Annotated in this window: 25 protein-coding genes; 20 read left to right on the top strand and 5 right to left on the bottom strand. The window is 68.6% G+C overall.

All coding sequences use genetic code 11. The features are described from left to right. Positions 1 to 69: 69 nt before the first annotated feature. Positions 70 to 759 (top strand): c-type cytochrome, encoded by a 690-nt coding sequence (locus tag B9A95_RS19200; protein WP_084048753.1) that lies wholly within the window; start codon positions 70 to 72, stop codon positions 757 to 759. A gap of 24 nt (positions 760 to 783) precedes the next feature. On the opposite strand, the gene B9A95_RS19195 is transcribed toward B9A95_RS19200, so the two are convergent. Both B9A95_RS19195 and B9A95_RS19190 read right to left on the bottom strand, forming a co-directional pair. Next, positions 784 to 1110 (bottom strand): HNH endonuclease, encoded by a 327-nt coding sequence (locus B9A95_RS19195; protein WP_084048752.1) that lies wholly within the window; start codon positions 1108 to 1110, stop codon positions 784 to 786. A gap of 111 nt (positions 1111 to 1221) precedes the next feature. After that, positions 1222 to 2229 (bottom strand): DUF1517 domain-containing protein, encoded by a 1008-nt coding sequence (locus tag B9A95_RS19190; RefSeq protein WP_084048751.1) that lies wholly within the window; start codon positions 2227 to 2229, stop codon positions 1222 to 1224. An 89-nt stretch (positions 2230 to 2318) separates the two neighbouring features. Between B9A95_RS19190 and B9A95_RS19185 the strand changes: the two genes are divergently transcribed. From B9A95_RS19185 to B9A95_RS19170, 4 genes are all read left to right on the top strand, one after another. Then, on the top strand, positions 2319 to 2705 hold the full coding sequence (locus B9A95_RS19185) for a hypothetical protein (protein WP_084048750.1): 387 nt from the start codon (positions 2319 to 2321) through the stop codon (positions 2703 to 2705). 57 nt (positions 2706 to 2762) lie between these two features. Continuing rightward, complete coding sequence (locus tag B9A95_RS34705) at positions 2763 to 3686, top strand: YtxH domain-containing protein (protein WP_212648351.1); 924 nt, start codon at positions 2763 to 2765, stop codon at positions 3684 to 3686. Between the two features lie 107 nt (positions 3687 to 3793). Then, complete coding sequence (gene clpS, locus B9A95_RS19175; RefSeq protein ID WP_084048749.1) at positions 3794 to 4111, top strand: ATP-dependent Clp protease adapter ClpS; 318 nt, start codon at positions 3794 to 3796, stop codon at positions 4109 to 4111. 136 nt (positions 4112 to 4247) lie between these two features. Then, positions 4248 to 6515 carry an AAA family ATPase gene (locus tag B9A95_RS19170; protein ID WP_084048748.1) on the top strand — a complete coding sequence of 756 codons (2268 nt, stop codon included), beginning with the start codon at positions 4248 to 4250 and terminating at the stop codon, positions 6513 to 6515. 235 nt (positions 6516 to 6750) lie between these two features. Here B9A95_RS19170 and B9A95_RS19165 read toward each other — a convergent pair whose 3' ends face one another. After that, the gene (locus tag B9A95_RS19165; RefSeq protein WP_084048747.1) at positions 6751 to 7980 is read right to left on the bottom strand and encodes an FAD-dependent oxidoreductase; all 1230 of its coding nucleotides are present in this window, start codon (positions 7978 to 7980) and stop codon (positions 6751 to 6753) included. 117 nt (positions 7981 to 8097) lie between these two features. Here B9A95_RS19165 and yidD point away from each other — a divergent pair, with 117 nt between their 5' ends. Beyond that, positions 8098 to 8418, top strand: coding sequence for a membrane protein insertion efficiency factor YidD (gene yidD / locus B9A95_RS19160; protein ID WP_084048746.1), 321 nt, complete (start codon positions 8098 to 8100; stop codon positions 8416 to 8418). 4 nt (positions 8419 to 8422) lie between these two features. Here the strand turns inward: yidD and B9A95_RS19155 are convergent, their stop codons facing one another. Next, the gene (locus B9A95_RS19155) at positions 8423 to 9529 is read right to left on the bottom strand and encodes a Gfo/Idh/MocA family protein (protein WP_084048745.1); all 1107 of its coding nucleotides are present in this window, start codon (positions 9527 to 9529) and stop codon (positions 8423 to 8425) included. A 173-nt stretch (positions 9530 to 9702) separates the two neighbouring features. Here B9A95_RS19155 and B9A95_RS19150 point away from each other — a divergent pair, with 173 nt between their 5' ends. From B9A95_RS19150 to B9A95_RS19130, 5 genes are all read left to right on the top strand, one after another. Continuing rightward, a complete protein-coding gene (locus tag B9A95_RS19150) occupies positions 9703 to 10287 on the top strand; it encodes a GNAT family N-acetyltransferase (RefSeq protein WP_084048744.1) in 585 nt (194 codons plus the stop codon). A gap of 428 nt (positions 10288 to 10715) precedes the next feature. After that, positions 10716 to 11273 carry a GNAT family N-acetyltransferase gene (locus B9A95_RS19145; RefSeq protein WP_084048743.1) on the top strand — a complete coding sequence of 186 codons (558 nt, stop codon included), beginning with the start codon at positions 10716 to 10718 and terminating at the stop codon, positions 11271 to 11273. A gap of 54 nt (positions 11274 to 11327) precedes the next feature. Next, positions 11328 to 11915: a GNAT family N-acetyltransferase gene (locus B9A95_RS19140; RefSeq protein ID WP_084050838.1), complete on the top strand. Its 588-nt coding sequence runs from the start codon at positions 11328 to 11330 to the stop codon at positions 11913 to 11915. Then, a complete protein-coding gene (locus B9A95_RS19135; RefSeq protein ID WP_084050839.1) occupies positions 11912 to 12535 on the top strand; it encodes a hypothetical protein in 624 nt (207 codons plus the stop codon). The genes B9A95_RS19140 and B9A95_RS19135 overlap by 4 nt, the downstream gene beginning before the upstream one ends. A gap of 218 nt (positions 12536 to 12753) precedes the next feature. Beyond that, positions 12754 to 14724, top strand: a complete 1971-nt coding sequence (locus B9A95_RS19130; RefSeq protein ID WP_084048742.1) for a PAS domain S-box protein — start codon at positions 12754 to 12756, stop codon at positions 14722 to 14724. Positions 14725 to 14841: 117 nt separating this feature from the next. Here the strand turns inward: B9A95_RS19130 and B9A95_RS19125 are convergent, their stop codons facing one another. Next, entirely contained in the window at positions 14842 to 16158 is a 1317-nt protein-coding gene (locus B9A95_RS19125) for a S41 family peptidase (protein WP_084048741.1), read from the bottom strand. Positions 16159 to 16358: 200 nt separating this feature from the next. Here B9A95_RS19125 and ftsE point away from each other — a divergent pair, with 200 nt between their 5' ends. The 9 genes from ftsE (at position 16359) to B9A95_RS19080 (ending at position 23020) form a co-directional block, all read left to right on the top strand. Beyond that, on the top strand, positions 16359 to 17042 hold the full coding sequence (gene ftsE / locus B9A95_RS19120; RefSeq protein WP_139806888.1) for a cell division ATP-binding protein FtsE: 684 nt from the start codon (positions 16359 to 16361) through the stop codon (positions 17040 to 17042). Positions 17043 to 17142: 100 nt separating this feature from the next. After that, positions 17143 to 18006: a cell division protein FtsX gene (locus B9A95_RS19115; protein ID WP_212648349.1), complete on the top strand. Its 864-nt coding sequence runs from the start codon at positions 17143 to 17145 to the stop codon at positions 18004 to 18006. 11 nt (positions 18007 to 18017) lie between these two features. After that, positions 18018 to 19667 carry a murein hydrolase activator EnvC family protein gene (locus tag B9A95_RS19110; RefSeq protein ID WP_245808384.1) on the top strand — a complete coding sequence of 550 codons (1650 nt, stop codon included), beginning with the start codon at positions 18018 to 18020 and terminating at the stop codon, positions 19665 to 19667. A gap of 132 nt (positions 19668 to 19799) precedes the next feature. After that, the gene (gene rpsP / locus B9A95_RS19105) at positions 19800 to 20048 is read left to right on the top strand and encodes a 30S ribosomal protein S16 (protein ID WP_084048739.1); all 249 of its coding nucleotides are present in this window, start codon (positions 19800 to 19802) and stop codon (positions 20046 to 20048) included. 215 nt (positions 20049 to 20263) lie between these two features. Then, positions 20264 to 20506: a hypothetical protein gene (locus B9A95_RS19100; protein WP_084048738.1), complete on the top strand. Its 243-nt coding sequence runs from the start codon at positions 20264 to 20266 to the stop codon at positions 20504 to 20506. Between the two features lie 103 nt (positions 20507 to 20609). Next, positions 20610 to 20849 (top strand): KH domain-containing protein, encoded by a 240-nt coding sequence (locus tag B9A95_RS19095; protein ID WP_084050835.1) that lies wholly within the window; start codon positions 20610 to 20612, stop codon positions 20847 to 20849. Then, the gene (gene rimM, locus B9A95_RS19090) at positions 20846 to 21382 is read left to right on the top strand and encodes a ribosome maturation factor RimM (protein ID WP_084048737.1); all 537 of its coding nucleotides are present in this window, start codon (positions 20846 to 20848) and stop codon (positions 21380 to 21382) included. Before B9A95_RS19095 ends, rimM begins: the two co-directional genes overlap by 4 nt. Before the next feature lie 112 nt (positions 21383 to 21494). Continuing rightward, on the top strand, positions 21495 to 22316 hold the full coding sequence (gene trmD, locus B9A95_RS19085; RefSeq protein WP_084048736.1) for a tRNA (guanosine(37)-N1)-methyltransferase TrmD: 822 nt from the start codon (positions 21495 to 21497) through the stop codon (positions 22314 to 22316). 98 nt (positions 22317 to 22414) lie between these two features. Next, on the top strand, positions 22415 to 23020 hold the full coding sequence (locus B9A95_RS19080) for an LON peptidase substrate-binding domain-containing protein (RefSeq protein WP_084048735.1): 606 nt from the start codon (positions 22415 to 22417) through the stop codon (positions 23018 to 23020). Positions 23021 to 23154: the final 134 nt, after the last annotated feature.

Here is a 23154-nt window from a genome sequence, read left to right as displayed (position 1 = left end):
ACGGATGACATCACTGCGCGAGAAGCGTAAAGTAAGGAACAATCCGCCAAACCTGAACCGGAGGCTTGCATGAAGAGGACTGTTCGCCGTTCGCTGTGGTTTCTCGCCCTTCCTGCACTCGCTGCCCCCGTTCTCGCCGCCGTGACCCAGGGTGGGCCCTCCGGAGCCAAGGCTGGAGGCAACCCCTTCGAGTTGAAGTTCTCGGCGCCCAGCGCCGCCCACGGACAGGCGCTCTCGGCCACCTGTCAGGGCTGCCACGGTGCGGGCGGCGTGAGCACCAACCCCGACACGCCCCGACTGGCCGGTCAGGGAGCGGGCTACATCCGTTTTCAGCTCACGGCCTTCCGGGCCAAGATCCGGCCCAGCCCCGTCATGCAGCGGGTCGCCTCGCATCTCCGCGATCAGGACATTGCGGACCTGGCCGCCTACTTCGCCGCGCGTCCGGTGGGCACGGCCTGGAAGACGGAGGACGCCGCGCTGCGCGCCCAGGGACAGGCGCTGTTTCAGGGGGGAGACGCGAAACGCAACGTGATCGCCTGCGCCATCTGCCACGGTCCGGACGGACGCGGCGAGGACCGCCTCGGCGTCGCCAGCGTGACCAACCAGTCGCCGGGCTACGCGCTGGGTGTGCTGCACGAGTTCAAGGGCGCGCCCTCATTTGGCGGCATCATTCATCCGGAGGCCATGCGAATCGCCCTCCAACCGCTCAGCGAGGCAGACCTGAGGGCCGTGGCAGCGTACCTCAGCTCGATGAAGTAAGGGGCTGACCGCCAAAACCTCCGCTCACCTCACCCGGATGCCCTTGCTTGCGGGCTGGGTCCGCACCCAGGCCACGAAGCGGCGCACGGCCTCGTGCTCCAGCAGGGCGTCCACACTGTGGTACTCGCCCGCAAGCTCAGCGTTGGAGAAGGTGCGGTGCAAGAACTTGTGGCAGGCCGGGCACAGCGTCACCGTGGGCAGGTCCTGCATCTTCACGCCCTGCCGCCGTCCCTGGGACCGGGGCACGAGGTGGTGTTCGGTGAGCAGCGGCGTTTCGCGCCCACACAGGCCGCAGCGCTCGGGCTCGCGTGGGGGCGGGGGCCAGTTGGATTCGGGATGGCGGCGGGCCATGAAACCATGCTGGTCAGCGCTGGGCGAGACGTGGTGAGTGGAGGCAGAAAAAAGCGGGGGCGAACGCTTGACGCTTCGCCCCCGCCCTTACCTGACGGCGCCCCCCTTGCCTCACAGCTTCGTGAGCTTCGGATACTTCTGGATCGCCTCCTCCTCGCTCAGGAATTCGCCTTCGGCGTCGGGACTCCAGACCACCTCGGCGCGGATGAGGTCGCCGGGGTTGACCGAGGAAATGGCGTTCAGGGCCGCCCTCGCCTCAGCCATCGTGGTCACGCCCGCGGGGGGCAGATTGCCCAAGGCGTGCGCGGCGACGGCCAGGGTAACGGCGAGGTACATGTCTCCCACCTCCTTCTGGAAGGTGTAGTCACCCCGGTGGGCGTAGCCGCTGTGGGGATCGCGGTTCTGGTAGTTGCTGGTGGTCTGGTCTGTGAAGGCCGCGCGGGCCTCGGTGGCCCAGGCGCCCACCTGGCTGTCGGCGGAGCTGGCTTCGCCCTGCGCCCGCTGCACGTTGCCGTACACCCAGCGCTCGGGGTGACGCAGCAGCGCGAGGGACGCTTCCTGAAACATCTGCGCCAGGCCCTCGTTGGTGTCGGGGTCTCCGTTTTGTGCGATGCGCTGGAGGTCACGCTTCACCTCGTCGCCCTCGGCGAGCAGCAGCTGAACGCTCAGGGCCTGGGCGGTGCCGGCGACGGCGCCCAGGCCGCCCAGGGTGCGGCCACTGCCCCCGGCGCTCAGGCCGCGGCGCATAAAGGCGATCACCATAAACACGACCACCCCGAACAGGATCAGGCCGAACAGCCCGAAGCCACCGCCTCCACCTCCGCCGGAATAGCCGCCGCCGTAGCCCCCACCGTAGCCCCCGTTGTTGATGATGACCGGGCCGGAGTAGCCACCGCCGGAGTAGCCACCGCCGGAATACCCGCCACCATATCCACCGCCCCCCCGGCTGGAACTGCCACTGCTGCCGGACGAGCGCGACGAGCCGCTGCTGCGTCCTCCAAAACCGCCGCCAGACTGGGCCTGGGCGAGGGCGGCAAAGACCAGGACCAACAGCGCGAACAGGGCGAGCAGGCGCCGTGGGGAGTGGAGAAGCGCAGGGCGTGGGCTGAAGTTCGGCATGCCCTTCACTGTACGGGGCAGCGGGCCGGAATGTTCCGGTCCCGTGAAGAGATCACGAAGACGTGCTCCTGCCCTTACACTGCCCACTGATGAGTTCCCAAATGATCGAGTTGACGTGGGCCAGATGGGACGCCTTTCTGGAGGGTCTCTACGAGCGGGACGAGCGCCTGGACCGCCGTGAGCCGGAGCAGACCTACGCCCGGGATGAGGCGGTGGACGCCTACGTGCTGAGCGCCCACGCCGAGGCCCTGCGCAGCGCCGAAGTTGAGGGCGACGTGTGGGGCACGCTGGCGGACATCGAGGAGGAGGCCGGGAACGAGGAGGAGGCCTGGGGGAAGATCACCGCCTTTTACCTGGACCGCGGCTGCGTGCTGGTCCGCGTAACGGACGCCGAGGAGCCGGAAGAGTGGTTGCTGGAAGAGGGGCTGGCGCGCCGCCTGGGACTGCTGGAAGGCGCCGCAGCTGACAGGCCGTAAATCCCGCCTGAACCCTGCCTCATCCGTTTATGAGAGCGTCCACCTACGCTGACAGGTATGTCGCACCGTGATGACCGTGAAGAGCACCACTTTCCCATCAAACGCCTGCTGCTGCTCGGTGCCCTGATCGGCGGGGGCGCGTACTACTTCAGCCGCGAGCAAAACCGCAAGGCCCTGGACCAGAAACTCGCGGAACTCGGGTTGAAAGACGCGGCCGAGAACGTGGGCGACAGCGTGTCGAGAGGCTGGGAAAAGACGAAGGACGCCGCCACGAGCGCCGGGCACGTCCTGGCCGACAAGGCCGGCGACGTCAAGGACGCCGTGCAGCAGGGCGGCGTGCAGGCCGGGCTGGACAAGGCCAAGGACGTGGCCAGTGACGCGAAGGTGGCCGTAGCGGGCGCGGTGGCCGGGGCGACGGACGCGGCCAAGGACGTGGCCCAAAGCGTCAAGCAGGAAGCGCAGGCCGCCCAGGGGCCTGTGAAGGACGCGGCGCAAGAGGCGAAGCAGCACCTGCACCACGCTGCTGATCAGGCATCGGCGAAGGTGGCCGATGTGATGGACCGTGCCGGGGACGCCGCCAAGCAGGCGGGGCAGCAGGTCCAGCACGCGGCGGATCAGGCGGGCGCGAAAGCGGCCGACGTGGTGGACAGCGCCCAGACCAGGGCCCAGGACGCGGGGCAACACCTGCACCACGCCGCAGATCAGGCTTCAGCCCGGGTACCGGACGTGATGGATCAGGCGGGCGACGCGGCCCAGCAGGGTACGGGCCAGGCCCAGCATGTGGCCGCCGTCACCGCCCAGATCGCTGCCCACCAGGTCAGCCAGGGCCAGGACACCACGCCGGTTGTGACCGAGACGCCCGGCGAAACCCATTCCGGCACCCAGCCACCCCGCAACGACGTGCAGCGCATCGTGAACGAGGTGATCGCCAATACGCCGCCCCTGCCCAGCAGCGTCAAGGACGCCGAACGCAAGATGTGAGCGGGGCACCCGGCGCGAAAATCTCCCCATGTGGGAGGTTTTTTCATTTCTCAATACCGTAACCTCCGCTTCGCCTCCGCTCCTGCCGCGCGGGTAAACTTCGCAGCATGACGCGCAGGGACGGCGAGGGCCGCACGCAAACGCTCGAACGCCTGAAAACGCAGCGGCCCCGGCTGTACCGGGTGCTGCTGCTGAACGACGACTACACCCCGATGGACTTCGTGGTGTACGTGCTGGAGCGCTACTTCCGCAAGTCCGAGCACGAGGCGCAACTGATTATGCTGGCCGTGCATCACAAGGGGCAGGGCGTGGCGGGCGTTTACACGCGCGACGCGGCCGAAACGAAAGTCGCGCAGGTGACCGCCAAGGCCCGGCAGGAGGGTCACCCCCTGCGGCTGGTCACGGAACCGGAGCCCGAAGAATGATATGGGGTTGCTTCGGTTCCCGAATATCCGGGAAAGCGCGTGATATGCGTCCATCTCCGCAGTCCCGTACTTTTCGCTTCTCGCTCCGCTCGGATGACTTCAAGACATCACCGCAATTTGGTATGAGGAGCGCACCATGATCGGCGATCACCTGCAAGTCACCCTGGGCCGCGCCGCAGACTACGCGCGCGAGGCCGGGCACGAACTCGTCACGCTGGAGCACCTGCTGCTGGCCCTGACCCACGATCCGGAAGCCCAGGAGGCTTTGCTGGCCGTGGGCACCGACGTCGGAAAGCTGCGCGACGATCTCCACGAGGTGCTGGAAGGCTTTGAGGTCACCCACGATCCTCAGCCCGAATTCACCCTCGGTGTCCACCGTGTGGTGCAGGGCGCGGTGCTGCAGCTGCACGCCAGCGGCAAGGGCAGCCAGGAGGCCGACGGCGCGAGGGTGCTGGTGGAACTGCTGGAGGAGGAAGACTCGCCCGCCCGCGCCGTCCTGGAAGCCCAGGGGGTGACCCGCCTGGACGTGCTGGCCTTCGTCTCCCACGGCACGGCGAAGGTGGCGGGCCGTGAGCGCGAGCGCTACGTGGCGGGTGCGGACGGCGAGGCCGAGGACGAGGCGGGCACGGAGGAGGGTGACCCCCTGAAGGCGTATGCCACGGACCTCACCGCCGCCGCCCGCGCAGGCGAGTTTGACCCGGTCATCGGGCGTGAGGCCGAGCTGGAGCGCACCGTCCACATCCTCGCCCGGCGGGCAAAGAACAACCCCGTCCTCGTGGGCGAGCCGGGCGTGGGCAAGACGGCCCTGGCCGAGGGGCTGGCGCAGCGGGTGGCAGACGGCCAGGCGCCCGGGTTCCTGCGCGGGGCCTCGGTTTACGCACTGGACCTCGGGGCCCTGCTCGCCGGAACGCGCTACCGGGGCGACTTCGAGCAGCGGCTCAAGGGTGTCCTCGCCGCGCTGGACGGGCAGAACGCGGTGCTGTTTATCGACGAGCTGCACACCCTCGTTGGGGCCGGAGCCACCGAGGGCGGCAGCGTGGACGCCGCGAACCTCCTCAAGCCTGCCCTGGCGCGGGGCAAGCTGCGGGTGCTGGGGGCCACCACACCCGCCGAACTGCGCCACCTGGAAAAGGACCGCGCCTTGTGGCGGCGCTTCCAGACGGTGGAGGTGCCCGAGCCGTCCGAGGAGGACACCCTCGCGATCTTGCGGGGCCTCGCGCCCGGGTATGCCAGACACCACGGGGTCACGTATACCGACGGGGCGCTGGGAGCGGCCGTGCGCCTCTCCTCCCGGCACCTGCGCGACCGCTTTTTGCCCGACAAGGCCATCGACGTGCTGGATGAGGCGGGGGCCGCCCGCTCGTCGGTGGGCAGGGGCGGCGAGATTGGGGAGGGAGACGTCGAGGCGACGGTGGCCCGCATGGCGCGCGTGCCCGTGGGCGCGGTGAAGGCTGAGGAAGTCAAATCCCTCGCCACGCTTGAGGCGGAACTGAAGGCGCGGGTGTTCGGGCAGGACGCGGCCGTAGAGGCGGTCGCCAGCGCCGTGAAGCTCGCGAGGGCCGGGCTGCGGGACCCGCAGAAACCGCAGGGGGCCTTCCTGTTCGCCGGGCCGACGGGCGTGGGCAAGACGGAACTCGCGCGGGCACTCGCAGACCGCTTGGGCGTCCACCTCGCCCGCTTCGACATGAGCGAGTACCAGGAGGCGCACACCGTCGCCCGGCTGATCGGGGCTCCTCCCGGTTACGTGGGCTTCGATCAGGGCGGCCTGCTGACGGACGCAGTGGCGAAAAATCCACACGCCGTGTTGCTGCTCGACGAGATCGAGAAGGCGCACCCGGACGTGTACAACCTCTTCCTGCAGCTCATGGACCACGGCACCCTGACCGACCACACCGGCAAGAAGGTGGACGGACGCGGGCTCCTGCTGGTGTTCACCACGAACGCGGGGGCCGCCGACGCTTCGCGCCCTGCGCTGGGCTTCTCGCGCGAGGGCCGGACGGGCGAGGAAGCGGAGGCCGTCAAGCGTACCTTTACCCCCGAGTTCCGCAACCGCCTCGACGCGGTAATTCACTTCCGGCCCCTGTCGCGCGAGGTGATGGCGGGGGTGGTGGACAAGTTTCTGCGTGAGCTGGAGGGGCAACTGGCCGAACGGGGCGTGGCGCTGACCGTGACGCCCGCCGCCCGCGCCCGCCTGGGGTTGCTGGGGCACGATCCCCTGATGGGCGCGCGTCCCCTGGCCCGGGTGATCGAGGAAAAGGTCAAGCGCCCGCTGGCTGACGAACTGCTGTTCGGACGGCTCAAGGATGGCGGCGAGGTAACGGTGGACGCCCAGGCCGAGGGCTTCACGTTTGAGTCGCCGGGCCACAGCGCTGGGCCCATGCAGGAGCCGTCCCTCCTGAACTGACCCCATGCGGAACGGCCCCCCGCCTCTCCGCGGGAGAGGCAACGGCGGGAACCGTCAAGGCCAATTTTGAGGAGGGAGGCAGCTCCGTTTCGGCCTGACAACGTGCCCGGTGCCCATGGTGAAGCCCACGTCGACCACCCCTGCCCTGCCGCCGCTCCTGCCGGAAGGGACTTCGCCCACCGCCGAGAAGCTGTGCGCCTGGAAGGACACCTGCGGCCCACTTTGACTGGCGGCTCTACGCCCGCTCTACCGCCCACCCTGAACGGAGCCGCACCGGGCTAAGTCCATACGCCGTGATGTAGCCCGGCAGTCGGCGCAAGCCGGGCAGACTGTGCAGCACCTTGAGCAGCGTGGTGGGCACGTGAAGCTGCGCGCCCACATGGATACCGATCACCTCCCGCTCCTCGATGACCTGCTGCGCCTGCAAGAAGGCAATTTGCCACGCCCGCGTCCGCTGCACCCGCGCGAGGTGCCGGGGCCTCACGCGCCCAGCCCTGAGTGGGGCGCAGAGATGGTTGGCCGCCGCGATGGCGTCCTGCACAGCCATATTGATGCCCATGCCGCCGATGGGCGAGATAGGATGGGCCGCGTCGCCGATCAGCAGCAGGCCGGGCCGCCACCAGCGCCGCACCCGGGCCACCTCGACGGCGAGCAGGTGCAGCTGCCCCCACTCGGTCAGCAGGTGCAGCCGACCCGCCAGCCAGGGAATCGTCTCCGCCACCGCCTGCCGGATGGGACCGACGCCAAGTGAGCGCGCCTCGGCGTAGCTGCCCTTGCGGATGGAGTAGCCCACCTGCCAACGCTCGCCGTGATCGGTGGTCACGATGCAGTGCGGGCCCCCGAGGTGCAAGTCGATGCTGCCCCCGGGATCACCGTCTTGCCGGGGCAGCGAGAACCACAGCACGTCCTGCCCGGGCGAGAGGCGGCGCAGGGGCAGGCCTGCCAGGGCCCGCACCTTGGAAAAGCGGCCATCGGTGCCCACCATCAACGCCGCGCGCAACTCGTGGAGTTCGCCCCCCTGGCGGTAAACCACCCCTTCCACCTCTCCCCCCTTGCCCTCCAGCAAGCCCTCCACCCGCGCGCCCATCTCGATTCGCGCCCTGGGATAACGGGCCAGTTCTCCGGCCAGAAAGGTGAGAAACCGTGACTGCGCCATGACCGTGAGGTAGGGATAAGGCGTGCGGAGCCGGGAGAAGTCCGCGATGGTCTGGGCGCGGCCCGAGGAGATAAAGCGGGCCTGGTGCGCCCGCGTGTGTGCCAGCCGCAAAAGTGGCGCAGCGAGGCCGAGTTCGGCCATCAGTTCCATGATTGCGGGATGCAGGGTGTCGCCCCGGAAGTTGCGCTGGAAATCGCGGGCGGCTTCCAGCACCGTCACGCCGATGCCCTGCCGCGCCAGCAGGAGCGCCAGCACCATTCCGGCGGGGCCTCCACCCACGATGCATACGTCTCCTGGCCGCCTCGTCATCCTGGGGATTGTGGAGTTGAGGGGCGGGCGCAGGTTGTAGCAAATGCTGCGGGTGGGCGGCCCCGTGCCTTTACCTTCCCCTCAGCCTGTGCGGTCTGGCAAAGACTACGGTGGGACATGCCCCGCCCAGAATTCCCCATCGGTGGCCTCGCCGTGTCCGGCATTCGTCTGTACCAGCGCGCCGTCTCGCCCCGCAAGGGCTTTCGCTGCGCGCACGCGGCCCTTCACGGCGGCGAGTCGTGCTCGGCGGCAGTGGTGCGGATCATTCGGGAAGATGGGGTGCTGGGGGGAAGGCGGCGGATTGCCGCCCGCTTCGGGCAGTGCCGGGCCGCGCACGACGCCATCCACGGCGGCTCGCCCCTCGCCGCCGGGTCCAGCCTGGAGGCGAGGGGCGTGTGCTGCATCGGGCCGATTCCCATTCCCTTCCGGTGCGGATAGGCCGTTACGACTGACCCGGTACCTCCGGCTTCTCACCCCGGAAAACGTCCATGCCGGGCACCGCCTCCAGCCGCACCACCTGCCCCGTGCGCGCGCTCTCGTACAGCGCGTCCATGATGCGGTGGTCTTGCACACCCTCCTCGCCGGGGGTCCAGGGCCGCCTGCCTGAGCGGACGCAGCCCGCAAAATGGTCCAGCTCCAACCCGAACTGGTCCGCGTCCGGAAAGCTGGGCGTGAACTCACCCTCTTTGTCCGTCAGGGTCACTTTCAGGCCCTCGTAAGTAAAGGCGGGGTCCATCAGCGCCGTGCCCGCCTCGCCCAGCACGCGCAGGGTGGCGGTCTTGTGGATGCCGTAGCTCGTCAGGGCGTTGGCGATTACGCCGCCGGGAAAGCCGAGCATGAAGCTCAAAGACTCCTCCACTTCGCGGAAGCGTTCGTCATTTTCCGGCTGGTAAAGGGTGGCAAACGCCCACTCGGGCTCAGTGCCCAGCACGAAGCGGATGGTGTTCAGGCAGTAGATACCCACGTCCGGCAGCGGTCCGCCGCCCGCCAGGTCGCGCCTCAGCCGCCAGGCCTCCGGATCGTCCTCCACCTGACCGTGAATGGAATCCACGAGTTTGACTGGCCCGAGCTTGCCGCCCTGCACGGCGTCTCGTGCGGCCCAATGGGCCGGGGTGTACTGGCAACGGTAGGCAGTCATGAGGAGCACCCCGGCTTCCCGGCAGGCGTCTACCATCGCCTGCGCGTCGGAAGCGTTCACGCCCAAGGGCTTCTCGCACAGCACCTGCTTGCCCATGCGCGCCGCGCGCTCCACATATTCCCGGTGCAGGCGGTTGGGCAGCACGATGTAGACGGCTTCCACGTCTTCGCGTTCCGCGAGCTTCCCGAACTCCCCGTAGGGGTATACGTCCGCATCGGTAAGGCCATGGGCCGTGGCGAAGGCCCGGCCTTTTTCTACATCGCCCGTGACGAGGGCAGCGACGTAGGCGTGCTCGCTCGTACGGGCAGCGGGAATCAACTCGCTGCTGCTCAGTTCTCCGATGCCGACGATGGCGTACCCGACGCGGCGCGTCTCGGGTTCCGGCAGGGGCAGGTCCGGTTTCAGGGGCATGGCCGCACCGTACCCGGGAAACGTGGCGGGCGCTGTGGGAGAGGGTGAGGGGGCCTTTAGGTGCGTGGTCAGCCCTCAGCGATCAGCAAAGGCACCGTCTGCACCCAGTCATGCGGCCCCTGCGCCATATGGCCGATATACACCGCTGGCGCGGAGGCTGCAGCCTGGGATGAATGCCCGATCAACACCACCTGACCCTCCGTGAGCGCCGTCCCGAAGACCTTCCCTACCTCTGGCGCTGGGAACACGCCGAGGGGGACGCCGAGTGGAAGCGCTGGGACGCGCCGTACTTCCACGAGCGGGAAGCGCCCTCCACCGTCACGCTGAAAGAGTTCACGGCGAAGGCACTGGGCCAGTCCCCCTCGCCGAACAGCCGCATCATCGCCTTGAACGGCGAGTGCATCGGCAGCATCTCCCGGTGTGAGGAACATCCCCGGGGCGGTGGCTGGTGGGAAATCGGCGTCCTGATCCATGACCCGGCCTCCTGGGGCGGCGGTCTAGGCACGCGGGCGCTGGAGGTGTGGACCGACGCCACCTTCCGCGAAACGGAAGCGCACGTCGTGACGCTGACCACCTGGAGCGGCAACGTGCGGATGGTCCGCGCCGCCGAGCGCGCGGGCTACCGCGAGTGCGGGCGGGTGCCGCAAGCGCGGCTGTGGCGTGGACAACGCTGGGACAGCGTGCGCCTGTGCGCGCTGAAGCGGGAGTGGGAGGCGCGGCGGCAGGATCAGGCCAGCCGCCCGAACACGCCCGGGTAAACGCCCACCAGGCTGCCGTCATCCACCCCATTCTCGCCGCCCCAGTTCAGATCCTCGTCCCGGTAGCGGCGGGGGGCGAGGCGCTGTGGGACCGGACGGACGTTCAGCGTTGGCCCCCGATCCAGGCGGCGAGAATGGGGTGGCGCTCTCCCCCACCTCCAATTCCAGGCGCCGGATGGGCAGCGTGTTCGTAAAGGGCGTAACGCCTGAGCTCCGCCCACATCGACACAGCCCGTCAGGGCTGGCTGTGACTGACCCGCCCCGTCCGTGCAGTTTCCCTCTGTGTCCTGCCCTCAATGCGAAGAGCCAGCCTCTGGGATCCCTTCAACGCGGAGGAAGGGCAGAAGGGCCGCGCCCCTCCTCCAGCCCCTGGCCCAGGGGATCAGGCGCAGGTGTGCGGGGGTGGGCAACAGCGTTACCCTCTGTCCATGCCTCCGCTCCTGCGCCCCGCCACGCCCACGGACGCTGCCTTTGCCGCCCCCCTGATCCAGGCCACCGCCGGCCAGATCGGATACGCGCTGACAGGCGAGGGGGACGGCGGGGACGCGGCGCGGGTGATCGCCGCCTTTTTCAGGCAGCCGGACAACCGGCTCAGCTTTGGGCACACCCTGATCTTGGAAGAGGGCGGCAGTCCCGTGGGCCTGGCCGTCGCGTACCCTGGGAACGAGGCCAGGCGACTGGACGAGCCTTTCCGGGCGCGGTTGCGGGCGCTGGGTCTGCCGGACCGGATAGACCCGGAAGCCTCGCCCGGCGAGCTGTATCTGGACACGCTGGCGGTGGTGCCGAGCGCGCGGGACCGGGGACTGGGCGGCCTGCTGCTCGGCGCTTGCCTCGCCCACGCTGCTGCGCTCGGCCTGCCCCGGTTGGGCCTGCTGACGGTGCCGGGTGGAGCGGCAGAGCGGCTTTACCGGCGGCACGGCTTTGCCTCGGGGGGTGTACGCCAGGTGGCAGGCGAGGACTACGTTCACCTGGTCCGTCCGGTCTGAACGCCCCGAACAGGGCGCGCGGGCATGCGGTGCGTTGCCCCGCTTTCTGCCATGATGCGCCCCGTGGACGCTTCTTCCACCCCGCCGCCCCGCCACACCCGGAGTGCCCTCGGCGTCGTCCTGCGCGACCGCCGCCCGGACGATCTGCCCCTCCTGGCCCACTGGCTGACCGACGCCGGGGCCGAGTGGCGGCGCTGGGACGCCCCATATTTCCCAGCCCCGGTCACGAACCGCACGATGGAAACGTACGTCGCCCACATGGCCGCTCATCCTCCCGACGCCGACGAGCAGGTCATCGACGTGGACGGCGTATGCGTGGGGATGGTCAACCGCTCTCAGGAGGAGCCTGAAGGCGGCGGCTGGTGGGACCTGGGGATTCTGATCCTGGATCCGGCGTACTGGGGCGGGGGGGTGGGCACACAGGCGCTGGCCCTGTGGGTGGCCGACACCTTCGACTGGACTGACGCCCACGTGCTGACCGTGACGACCTGGAGCGGCAACGAACGGATGATTCGACTGGCCCGCCGCTTGGGCTTTCGGGAGTGCGGGCGGGTGCGCGAGGCCCGGGTGCTGGGCGGCCGGAGGTTCGATCAAGTGCGGCTGGACTTGCTGCGCGCCGAGTGGGAGGCGGGGCCGTGGTGAAGCGTCCCCGTAAGGCGGCTCCGGAAAAGCCGGTCAACCCTCCCGGCTTCCTGGCGACGCAGGACCTCAAGGAGCGCGGCTGGACAGCGGCAATGATCTCCACATTTCTGGGCCCACACGACGGCCAGCGCGAAAACGGACTGAAGATGGGCCGCCGCCGCCTGCCTCCGGTCAAGCTCTACCGGGAGGAGCGGGTGGAGGAGGCCGAGCGCGAGGAAGCCTTTCTGATCGCCCAGGCCCGCGCCGCCGATGCCCGTGAGCGGACCGAGCGGGCCCGCGAAACGCGGCGGATAAAACGGGCCGCCCTGCTGGAAGCGGCGGCAGCGAGCTACGCGCCGGTCGTCCACCCTGAGCCGCTGCGCAAAGGCGCGGTGAGGCTGGCGCGCGAGCCGTATCTGTCCGGCATGGAAAAGACGCTGACCCGGCTGGGGCGCGAGATCGGCGGCCTGAAGCCCGCTGAGGAAACGGCCCTCCGTGCCCTGTTGCTGCGCCGGTTACACCAGGCCCTCGCGTCGGTCTACCCGTGGTATCCGGCTCCCGTAGAGGAGGGGGCGGCCCGTCAGAAGAAACGGGGTGGGGACGCCCAGCCCAGTGACTGGCAGACCTGGGACTGGGACTGAGTGGACCTGGGCGGGGAACGCTCCCAGCACGAATCCCAAGAATGCGTTGCAACCTGTGGGCTTCACCTTGCTCCGGTGATTCCACGCCTCTGTGTCACCGTTTTTCCCGCTCGCTCCGCTCAGGTCAACCCGTTATTTTCCAACTGATTCACCGCACTCCTTGTCATGTCCCCCTGCTGTCAGACCAGAGACAGGCCCATCCGATTACCCTGTGGACCATGCTGGAGCCTGACTTCACTCCTTCTGCGGCTCCGCAGGCCGAGGCCGAACTTCGCCGGCTTCAGGCCCTCCGCCGCTACAACATTGTGGGGACCCCGCCGGAGGGGGCCTTTGACCGACTGGCTGGGCTCGCTGCCCGGCTCTTTCGCGCGCCCATTGCCCTGATTACCTTTATGGAAGAACATCGGCAGTGGTTTAAGGCGTGCGTGGGCACCACCCTGAGGGAAAATCAGCGTGAGCTGTCGTTCTGCACCTACACGGTGGCCCTCGGCGACGTGCTGGTGGTGCCGGACACCACCCAGGATTCGCGGTTCGCCCACAATCCGTTGGTGACTGGGCCGGCGCATCTGCGCTTCTATGCGGGCGCGCCGCTGCTGTCCGGGCATGGTGAGGTGATCGGTAGCCTGTGCATTATGGACACCGTGGTGCGCCCGGACCTGACGCCCGACGAGCGCCAGACCCTGACGGACCTGGCGACCAGCGTAATGAGTGAGCTCGACCTGCGTCAGACCCTGCTGGACCGCACCCACGAGGCCGCGCGGAAGGACGCCATCCTGAATTCAGCGTTGGACGCAGTCATCACCACCGACGAGCACCACCGGGTACTGGAGTGGAACCGCGCGGCCGAGCAGATGTTTGGGTACACCTGGGCCGAGGCCGTGGGGCAAGACCTGACGGCCCTGATCATTCCCGAGCACCTGCGGGAGCGGCACCGCGAGGGCATCCGCAACTTCATGGGCGAGGGCGAGGGGACGCCCATCGGCCGCCGGGTTGAGGTGCCCTCGCAGCGGCGGGGCGGCGAGCCGTTTCCGAGCGAACTGGCGATCACGCCCTTCACCTCGCACGGGGAGACGCTCTTTGCCCTGCATCTGCGCGACCTGAGTGAGCGTCACGCCCTGCGGGAAGCGCTGGATACCAGCCACAAATTGCTGCGGGCTGTCGTGGACACGGTGCCCGAGTCGATGTACGTCAAGGACCTGGAAGGCCGGTACATCATGATCAACGCGGCGGGAGCTGGGCTGATGGGCCGCCCCGTGAATGAGATCCTGGGCCAGGGCGACGCCGACCTCTTTCCCAGTCAGACGGCGCAGAGCAACCGGGCGCGCGACCGGCAGGTGCTGGCCAGCGGACAGCCCCTGAGCGATGAGGTGACGGACGTGCTGGCCGATGGGAGCTCCCGGACCTTCCTGGCCACCAAGAGCGCCTTCCGGGACGCCCAGGGGGAGGTCCAGGGACTCATCGGCACTGCGTTCGACATCACGGCGCGTAAGGCCATGGAAGCGCAGTTGCAGGCCCAGAACCAGCGCCTCGAAGAGCACGTGCAGGCCCGGACCCAGGAGCTGGAAGAGGCCCAGCTGGAGATTCTCGAACGTCTCGCCCGCGCCGCCGAGCACCGCGACGATGACACTGGCGAGCACATGCACCGGGTGGCGCGCATGGCCGCCGACCTCGCACGGCAACTCGCCCTGCCCGAGGAGGAAGCGGTGCTGATCGAGCGGGTCGCGCCGCTGCACGATGTGGGCAAGATCGGCTTGTCCGACGCCATCCTCCTCAAGCCCGGACGCCTGACGCCCGAGGAGTTCAGCGTGGTCAAGGCGCACACGACCATCGGCGCGAACATCCTCGCGCACGGCCGCTCGGAACTGATTCAGGCCGCTCAGGAGATCGCCATGACGCACCACGAGCGCTGGGACGGAAATGGCTATCCGCAGGGCCTGGCCGCGGAAGCCATTCCCCTGCGTGGACGCATCGTGGCGGTGGCCGACGTGTTCGACGCCCTGACCAGCGACCGTCCCTACAAAAAAGCCTGGAGCCGCGAGGACGCCCTCGGGGAGATCCGCGCCCAGGCAGGCCGCCAGTTCGACCCACGGATCGTGGAGGCGCTGGAGCGGTTGATGGATCCCTCCCGGCCCGTCGCCCTGACCACGCGCCTCCCGGAGGAGGGCGAGCCTTCTCGCCAGGTGGGGTAGAAGCGAGCGGCGGATCCAGAGGAAAGCCGCGTTGCCGCGCTCCCTTTCTCAGAGGAGACGCGGCAACGCGGTTGTCTTGCGGACCAGAGGCAGCGGGCTTGCGCGGCGCGCGGCCGCCTACTTCAGCAGGTCCAGCGCCTTTTTCAGGATGGCGTCGCCCTGTAGGTCCACCGCCGCCTCGCCCTGGCTGGCGCTGCGGCTGGGGCGCTTGACCTCGCCGGTGTAGGTGAACTTGCCGTCCTTGTCGGCCGTCACGGTCACGGGCTTGCCGTCCACCGTCAGGCTGATCTTGGCCCCCGGCTTCAGGCCGCCGCCCGTGAAGTTCAGAGGCGCGGTGTAACGGGTGTCGACGACCACCACATCGGGGGCAATGCCCTTCTTGTGAATCTGGCGGCCCAGGGGCGTAAGCCACTCGTTGGCCACGATGGCGACCTTGCCGCCGTCCACCGTGTCGATGGGAATCTGAGCCACGCCCTTGCCGAAGGTCTGCTCACCCACGATGGTGGCCCGCTTCTCGTCTTGCAGCGCTCCCGACACGACCTCGCTGGCGCTGGCGCTGTTCTTGTTGACCAGCACCATCAGCCTGCCGGTGTAGTCGCTGGCCGTCTTGGTGGCCTTGCCGTAGACCTCGGTCTTCTTGTTGCGGTCACGCAGGGTCACGATATTCCCCGTCCCCAGGAACTGGTCCGCCACGTCCACGCCCGCACTGAGCAGCCCGCCCCCGTTGTCGCGCAGGTCCAGGATCAGCTTGGACACGTTCTTCTTCTTCATGTCGGCCACGGCGGCGCGGAACTGCTCGGCGGCCTTCTCGTTGTAGAAGGTGTTCAGCGCGATGTACCCCACATTGCCGGGCAACATGGTCTCCTCGACGCTCACGATGGTAACCTTGCGCCGCTCCATCCTGACCGCGTAGGGCTTGCCATTGCGGCTAAACGTCACGCTGACGGTGGACCCTTCAGGACCGCGCACCAGGCGCACGATCTCGTCGAGCTTGCTCTGCAGCACCTCGGTGTCGGCGATCTTGACGAACACGTCGCCGATCTGTACGCCGGCGTTGGCCGCCGCGCCGCCCTTGAATACATTATCGACCTTGCCGCCCGTGCCGTCGGAGTTGGCGGCGGTGAGCTGCACACCGATGCCCCCGAACTCACCGTTCAGGTTCTGGGCGTCTACCGCGTTGTTGTCGGGTTCACTGTAGTAGGTGAATTCGTCGTTCAGGCTGCCGATGGCTCCGTTGATCGCGCCGCGCAGCAGCTTTTCCTGATCCACCGGGTAGAGGTAATACTGGTTCAGGTCTCCAATGACCTGCAAGAACGCTTGGCCCGTCTTGGACTTCAGCAGCTCGGCCTGCGAATACGCGCTGATCTGCGCGTATCCGACGGCGGTGGTGGCGGCGAGGGCACCCGCCACGAGCAAGGTACGGTTCCGGTTCACCCGGTCAGCATAGGGCGAACACGTGAAGGAGATTTGAAACGGAAGTGACGGAGAGGCGGCCGGCCTTCCGCAGACGAGAGCGGAAGGCTGAAGGCTTCCGGAGAGGGTGCTGGGCTATGCTGGGCCGCAAGCATGATCCACGCGTCTCCCTGGCCCTTTTCCGCCGCCCCCGCCCTGGGCAGCGTCGGCGGTGCCCCCCGATGATCACGTTCCGGCACGTGACGCTCGAATACCCCGTGACCCGCACCCTGGCCCTCGACGACCTGAGCCTGGAGGTTCAGAAGGGCGAGTTCGTGTACCTGGTTGGCCACTCAGGCGCGGGCAAGAGCAGCTTTATGAACCTGGTCCTCAAGCGCGCCCTGCCCTCACGCGGGGAGGTCCGGGTGGCGGGCGAGCCGCTGACGCGCTACAAGGGCCGCCGGACGGCCCTGCTGCGCCGGCGCATCGGCACGGTGTTTCAGGACAACCTGCTGCTCGAACACCTCAACGCCTACGACAACGTGGCCTTTACCCTGCGGGTGACCGGCGTGCCAGGCCGCGAGTGGCCGGGCCGCGTGAACACGGCGCTACGGACCGTGGGGCTGGAACACAAGAAGCTGGCCCTGCCCGTACAACTCTCCCAGGGCGAGCAGCAGCGCGTCGCCATCGCCCGGGCCATCGTTGCCGACCCACCCCTGCTGCTCGCCGACGAGCCCACCGGCAACCTCGACCCCGACCACAGCCGCGAGGTCCTGAAGGTCCTGCAAAACGTCAACCTGCGCGGAACCACCGTCGTCGTCGCCACCCACGCCCGCGACCTCGTGGAAACATTTCGCCACCGCACCCTGACCCTGCGCAAGGGACGCCTGGTCCGCGACGATCCGTATGGGGGGTACGCGCTGTGAGGGCGCCGCGCGCCTGGCAGAGTGCAGGGCGCAGAACGCAGAGCGTCAAAAGGCCTTCGGCCCTTTGCTCCACGCCATCTGTGCCCACCCGAGGCACGCCGTGACCTACCACTTTCGCCAAGCCCTGCTTTCCATGCGGGGCAACCTCACGGCCACCTTCGCCACCCTGACCACCATGACGCTGACGCTGCTGATGTTGGGCTCGGTGCTGCTGCTGACGCTGAACGTCAACCGCACGTTGGCGCAGATGGAGTCGCAGGTGGAGGTGGCGGCCTTCTTGGGTCCGGGAGCCGACGGGACGCTGCTGCTGCGGCGGGTGAGGGCGTTTCCGCAGGTCCGCTCGGCGAAGATCGTCACGAGTGCCCAGGCCCTCGACGAGATGACGCGGGACTACCCCTACGTGCGCGAGGCGGCGCAGCTCGCGGGCAACCCTTTTCCCGACACGCTGCGGATGCGGGTGGGCCGGGTGGAGGACTCGCGCACCGTGGCCGCCGCCGTGTCCACCCTGGCGGGCGTGGACGACGTGGAGTACGGAGCCGGATACGTGGACCAGACCGTGCGCACGCTGACGGCTGTGCGAGGCGCGGCCTACGCGCTGGTAGGGCTGCTGCTGCTGGGCACCCTGTTCAACATCCTCAACGCGGTGCGCGTCGCCATGTACGCGCGGCGCAGCGAGATCAGCGTGATGCGCCTCCTCGGGGCCACACGGGGCTTTATCCGCATGCCGCATGTGATCGAGGGTGTGCTGCTGGGGCTATCGGCCTCGGTGTTGGCCCTGGCGCTGCTCACACCGACGTACCTGGAACTGTCATCGCGGGTGCGGCTGTTCGCGCCGGTCTTTCCGGTGGTGCGGGACTTGCAAAGCCTTGTGCCCATCCTGGGCGGTGTCGGTCTGCTGGGCGTCTTGATGGGGCTGATCGGCAGCCTGTTCGCCTCGCGCCGCTACCTGCGGGAGCTGGAGTGATCCAGCCTGGAGTGACCCTGCGACGCAAGCTACTGCTCTCGGCGGCCCTGCTGACCGGAACGGGTGAAGGCTGGGCGCAAATTCCGGCGGCATCCACGGCCCAGAAGGCGCCGCAAAAGGCCGCTGCGTCAAACGGCGGACCGCTGACCAGCGCCCGCCTGAAGGCCCTGCAACGCCAGCTTCAGGAGCAGCGGCAGCAGGTCCGGCAGCAGCGGCAGGACCTCGAACGCCTGCAGAAGAACATCAAGAATCTTTCCAGTCAGCAGCGGCAGACGCTGGCGCGGCTCAACACGCTGTCCACCTCCGTCGCAGACCTGGAAAACGAGACGGCGACCCTGGCCGAGCGGGTGCAGCTCGCTCAAGCGCAACTGGAGGGCACCTCCGCCCAGCGGCGGGTCACGCAGGTGCGGGTCAACCGGCTGCAGGGTGACCTGCGGCAACTCCTGAGCGCCCTGTACCGCGAGCGCAGCGGGCGTTACCTGCAGCTGCTGTCTCAGTCGCGCAGCCTGTCGGACCTCCTGATTCGCCTGAAGTACGTCAACCGCGCCGGGCAGTACAACGTGGAGGTCACGCGGACCCTACGGAGCGAGGTGCAGACGCTGACCCGGCAGCGCACCCAGCAGGCGCAGGAAACGGCCAATCTGGAAGCGCTGCAACGCGAGCGACTGGACAAACTGACAGAGTTGCGCGACCGCCGCGCCGAGCAGACGCGGCTGCTGTCCGGGCTCAGACGCAGTGAGCAGGGCCAGCGCGTCCTCGCAGCGCAGAACCAGGCGCAGCAGGCGCTGACTGCGCGGACCATCAGTGGGCTGGTGGGCGCGGCGGTGCAGGAGCGCGCCCAGCTGGAAGAAGAACGCCGCCGCCGCCTGGAAGAGGAGCGCCGCCGCCGCGAGGCCGAACTGCGGCGCATCCGCGAGGCCCAGGAACGGGCGCGGCAGGAAGCGCTGCGTCAGGCGCGCGTCCGTGCGGAGCAGGAACGCCAGGCCCGCATCCGAGCGGAACAAGCGCGCATCCAGGCCGAGCGCGAGCGGCGGGCCCAGCTGGAACGGGAGCGCCGGGCGCGCGCCCTCGCCGAAGCCCAGGCGCGCGAGGCGGCGTTGCGTCAGGCGCAGGCACAGGCCGCGCGAGAACAGGCTGCGCGTGAGCGCGAACAGGCCGAGCGGGACGCCGCCCTCGCCGCCCAGCAGCGGCGCGCAGCCCAACTCCAGCAGGAGCGTGAAGCCCTGGCCCAGCGCGAGGCCCAGGTGCAGCAGGCCCAGGAACAGACGGTCAGGGAACTGGCCCCCCTGCCCGCCTCCAGCGGTCCGCTGGCCTTTCCCCTGCCAGGGGGCCGCATCACCCAGCCTTACGGCGAGGGCGGCGCGCAGTGGATCGTGGTGGAGGGTGGAGACGGCGCGCAGGCGGTGGCGGCGCTCGCGGGCAACGTGATCGCCACCACCAACTACGCCAGCCTGGGCTGGGTGGTGCTCGTGGACCACGGCCCCGCGGTAACGGCCTACTTCGGCCTCGCAGACACGCGGGTAGGCGTGGGGGACCGGGTGGACCAGGGCGCGCCGCTGGGGACGGTGGGGGGCAGCCCCATCTTCGGCCCCGGCCGGATGGCCTTCCAGCTCAACGAGGTGAGTGGCGGCTCGCGTCAACCCGTCGCACCGCCCTTTTGAAGGGCCCTTGCCCCTTGCCCCACTCCTCTGATACTCTCCTTCGGTGCGCTTCGGTTGGCTGCTGCGGGCGCATGACCCCGCCACCTAAGCGGGAGCCCCACCCTCAACATTCCCACCCGAGGTTTTTCAATCATGGTTAAGATTCGCCTGTCCCGTTACGGTTCCACCCACAACCCCCACTACCGCATCGTGGTCGCCGATGCCCGCCGCCCCCGCGACGGTGGCTACATCGAGAACCTGGGGCACTACGACCCCCGCAAGACCACCGAGAACTACCTGAAGGTCGACACCGAGCGTGCCGCCCACTGGATCGCCCAGGGCGCCCAGCCCACGGGCACCGCACGCCGCCTGCTGAAGTCGCAGGGCGTTAAGGTCGCTTAAGCAGCGCCGAATTTGAGAAAGAGGCTCCCCGCGGGGAGCCTCTTTCCTGTTTTGCGGTTCCGGGCCTTCTCCTGAGAAAGGGCTGATGGCTTCCGCCCACGGGGCTTGCTCCTCCCAACCTTGGGGCAGCACGCGCTCGCTGAGGCGAATGGCGCGCCCCAAGCAGCCGGGCACCGGTTCCAACTCGCCTGTCTGGAGAGCAGCAACCGGCCGTATTGCAGCGGCTGTCTCCAGACGGTGGGCCGCCCCGCAGCCAGCTGACCCGTGCCCAGCGCACCGGGAGGTGGCTGTACGAACTGGCGGAATTCCTGACCGTCCCGGTCACGCTGGTGGGCACCGTCGTTGTGGGCACTGGAGACGCGCTGCCCCTCTGGTTGCCGGTCTCCCTGCGCGGTCATGGTCCTCGCGGGTCTGCTGGAGCTGATCCTCAAGCCCTAAGCCAGGGGCACGGCCGCTGATCGCCGCGTGTACGATGGTGACTTTCTCGCCGCTTCCCGGCCCCAGAGCGGCCGGCGGGCAGAACGCCACTTCCCTTTCCACGGACCCTCTACAATGCCCGCCATGAAGACCGATCCGGTGGAACTGACGCTGTTTCTGGCGCAGAACGTGGTGGACCAGCCCGCGCTCGTGCGCGCCTCCAGGCGGGGGCCCACGGTGATCGTCCGGGTGGGGCCGGGCGAGGAAGGCCGCTTCATCGGACGGCAGGGGCGCGTGATTCAGGCGATCCGGATTTTGGTCCGCGCGGCCAGTGACCCCCGCGAACGCGTGAACGTAGACCTCGACGCGCCGCGCAAGGGATGAGCGTCCCCGAGAACACCACCCGCCTGGGGCACCTGCTGGGGCCGCACGGCGTACAGGGCGGCGTGAAGGTGTACGTGCTGGGCGATTCCGAACAGGTCCTCGCGCTGAAGCGCGTCTGGGTGGAGAACAGGGGCTGGCTGAAGGTGCGCCGCAGCGAACCCCTCGCGCCCGGCGTGGTGCTGCACCTGACCGGCGTCATCACCCGCGAGGGGGCCGAGGCACTTCGGGGCGCGCAGCTCTACGCCGCAGACGCGGACCTGCCCCCTCTGGAAGAAGGCAGCTACTACTACCACGAGCTGCGCGGCCTGCCCGTCTTCGACGCGGGCAGCACCCGGCTTGGTGAGGTCACAGACGTGCTCGACATGGGCCACCAGGATGTACTCGCCGTCACCTACGCGGGCGGCGAAGGCTTCTTGCCCCTGCAAGCCCCCTATGTGGTTATCCGCGCAGGAGAAGGGGGACGCCCAGCCGCCGTGGACCTGACGGAAGACGCTCCGGCAGGGTTGCTGGAGGCAGACGGGGAGGACGAGTGAGCGGCGGAATGCCACCAGAGAATGGCCGGCGGCCAACTGCGTTCTGGCCCTCTGCCCTCTGCCCTTTGCCCTCTCCTGGGCGGCGCGGCAAGTCTGCCGCACCAGAGGCGGGATGCTGACTTTTTCCCTTCTCACCCTCTTTCCCGAGCTGCTGGCCCCCTTCACCTCCGAGGCCATCGTGGGCAAGGCGCGGGCGCGGGGGCTGGTGGACGTGCGGCTGGTCAACATGCGCGACTTTGCGGAGAACAAGCACGCGAAGGTGGACGACACGCCCTACGGCGGCGGCGCGGGTATGGTTATCCGGGTAGACGTGGCCGAGCGGGCGCTGGGGAGCCTTCCCTCCGCGGATGAGGTGATTCTGCTCACGCCGGCGGGCGAGCCCTTCACGCAGCGGGTGGCGGAGGAACTGAGCGCAAAGACCCACCTCGCCCTGCTATGCGGGCGTTACGAGGGCTTCGACGCACGGGTGGAGGGCCTGGTCACGCGCGAGTTGAGCCTCGGGGACTTCGTGATGATGGGCGGCGAGGCGGCAGCGGCCTGCGTGCTCGAGGCGGTGACCCGCCTCGTGCCGGGCGTGCTGGGCGACGAGGAGTCGCACCGAACGGACTCCTTTTCCAGCGGCCTGCTGGACTATCCCGAATACACCCGCCCGACCGAGTGGCGCGGCGAGGGCGTCCCCGAGGTCCTGAAGGGCGGCAACCACGCGGCCATCGCCCGCTGGCGGCGCGAGCAGGCCCTGGCGCGGACCCTGGCCCGGCGACCCGATTTGCTGCCGGGAGCAGGCCTGACACCGCAAGACAGCGCCCACCTGCTGACGCTGGGGGTCACCTCCGGGGAGCTTGAGGCGTGGGGCGCGCCGCCTCCACCCGCGCCGAAAAAGAAGCGGCGGCGAAAAGCGGACCCCGCTTCGGCGGAGCCTGATGTAAACGTGTGAAGTCAGACCATTGATGTGTGAAAAATGCTGTCCTGACCGGGTTTTTGTATGCCTTGCCCCGGTATGAGAGCCCGGGAGGGCGCACCATAACATCCGATATGCGCGTGCCGCTGTTTCCCCTTCCCAACGTGGTGCTGTTTCCCGGACAGGTCCTGCCCCTGTACGTGTTCGAGCCACGCTACCGGGAACTGCTGTCGCGGGTACAGCAGAGCGGCGAGCCTTTCGGCATCGTTCGCATCCTGGCGTCACGTCACGCCTCGCCCCTGCCCTTTCACGCGCGGGTGTCGCGCGTGGGCACGCTGGCAGACCTCCGCGAAGTGGAAGCCCATGAGGACGGAACCAGCAGCATCAAGGTGGTGGGCGGCGAGCGTTTCCGGGTGCAGAGCTTTGATCTGGGTCACAGCTACCTTAGCGCCGAGGTGAGCCTGTGGCCGCTGGAGTCCCCTCCTCTCGCCACGTCCACCCTCCCCGAGGACAACTGTGCCCGCCGCCTGCTGTCGGGCCTGCTCCGCGCCCGTCCGGACGACTCCCGCGACATCCGCCAGTACGCCCCCACAGACCCCCTGCTCCTGGCCAGCTTCGCCGCTGCCCTGCTGCCCCTCGGGGCAGATCAGCGCGAGGAGGCCCTGGAGGCCCCCACCCTGCTGGAGCGGCTGAACACGCTGATGGGGTTCTTGCCGGGGGAGGTGTGGGAGCTGAACTAGCGGCCGGCCGCCAGGCGCTGAAAGCTGAGCATGCCCAGAGCATTCGTCAAAAAGAGGACGTCTTTTTAACCGAGCAGAGCGAACTTGAAGGCGCATTGGGGAGAAGGGCGCCGTGAGGGCTGCCCTTCTCCCCA

It is taken from the genome of Deinococcus hopiensis KR-140, assembly GCF_900176165.1.
Lineage (GTDB): Bacteria > Deinococcota > Deinococci > Deinococcales > Deinococcaceae > Deinococcus > Deinococcus hopiensis.
This window is presented reverse-complemented; position numbering and strand designations above follow the sequence as displayed.

Bases quoted from the DNA above. Each gene is read 5' to 3' on its own strand.
- rimM (WP_084048737.1), top strand. From the start codon at position 20,846: ATGAGCGTCCCCGAGAACACCACCCGCCTGGGGCACCTGCTGGGGCCG.
- B9A95_RS19080 (WP_084048735.1), top strand. From the start codon at position 22,415: ATGCGCGTGCCGCTGTTTCCCCTTCCCAACGTGGTGCTGTTTCCCGGA.
- B9A95_RS19190 (WP_084048751.1), bottom strand. From the start codon at position 2,229: ATGCCGAACTTCAGCCCACGCCCTGCGCTTCTCCACTCCCCACGGCGC.
- B9A95_RS19140 (WP_084050838.1), top strand. From the start codon at position 11,328: ATGCGCCCCGTGGACGCTTCTTCCACCCCGCCGCCCCGCCACACCCGG.
- B9A95_RS19150 (WP_084048744.1), top strand. From the start codon at position 9,703: ATGCCCGATCAACACCACCTGACCCTCCGTGAGCGCCGTCCCGAAGAC.
- B9A95_RS19095 (WP_084050835.1), top strand. From the start codon at position 20,610: ATGAAGACCGATCCGGTGGAACTGACGCTGTTTCTGGCGCAGAACGTG.
- yidD (WP_084048746.1), top strand. From the start codon at position 8,098: ATGCCCCGCCCAGAATTCCCCATCGGTGGCCTCGCCGTGTCCGGCATT.
- B9A95_RS19195 (WP_084048752.1), bottom strand. From the start codon at position 1,110: ATGGCCCGCCGCCATCCCGAATCCAACTGGCCCCCGCCCCCACGCGAG.
- trmD (WP_084048736.1), top strand. From the start codon at position 21,495: ATGCTGACTTTTTCCCTTCTCACCCTCTTTCCCGAGCTGCTGGCCCCC.
- ftsE (WP_139806888.1), top strand. From the start codon at position 16,359: ATGATCACGTTCCGGCACGTGACGCTCGAATACCCCGTGACCCGCACC.
- rpsP (WP_084048739.1), top strand. From the start codon at position 19,800: ATGGTTAAGATTCGCCTGTCCCGTTACGGTTCCACCCACAACCCCCAC.
- B9A95_RS19130 (WP_084048742.1), top strand. From the start codon at position 12,754: ATGCTGGAGCCTGACTTCACTCCTTCTGCGGCTCCGCAGGCCGAGGCC.
- B9A95_RS34705 (WP_212648351.1), top strand. From the start codon at position 2,763: ATGTCGCACCGTGATGACCGTGAAGAGCACCACTTTCCCATCAAACGC.
- B9A95_RS19145 (WP_084048743.1), top strand. From the start codon at position 10,716: ATGCCTCCGCTCCTGCGCCCCGCCACGCCCACGGACGCTGCCTTTGCC.
- B9A95_RS19155 (WP_084048745.1), bottom strand. From the start codon at position 9,529: ATGCCCCTGAAACCGGACCTGCCCCTGCCGGAACCCGAGACGCGCCGC.
- B9A95_RS19185 (WP_084048750.1), top strand. From the start codon at position 2,319: ATGAGTTCCCAAATGATCGAGTTGACGTGGGCCAGATGGGACGCCTTT.
- B9A95_RS19170 (WP_084048748.1), top strand. From the start codon at position 4,248: ATGATCGGCGATCACCTGCAAGTCACCCTGGGCCGCGCCGCAGACTAC.
- B9A95_RS19200 (WP_084048753.1), top strand. From the start codon at position 70: ATGAAGAGGACTGTTCGCCGTTCGCTGTGGTTTCTCGCCCTTCCTGCA.
- clpS (WP_084048749.1), top strand. From the start codon at position 3,794: ATGACGCGCAGGGACGGCGAGGGCCGCACGCAAACGCTCGAACGCCTG.
- B9A95_RS19165 (WP_084048747.1), bottom strand. From the start codon at position 7,980: ATGACGAGGCGGCCAGGAGACGTATGCATCGTGGGTGGAGGCCCCGCC.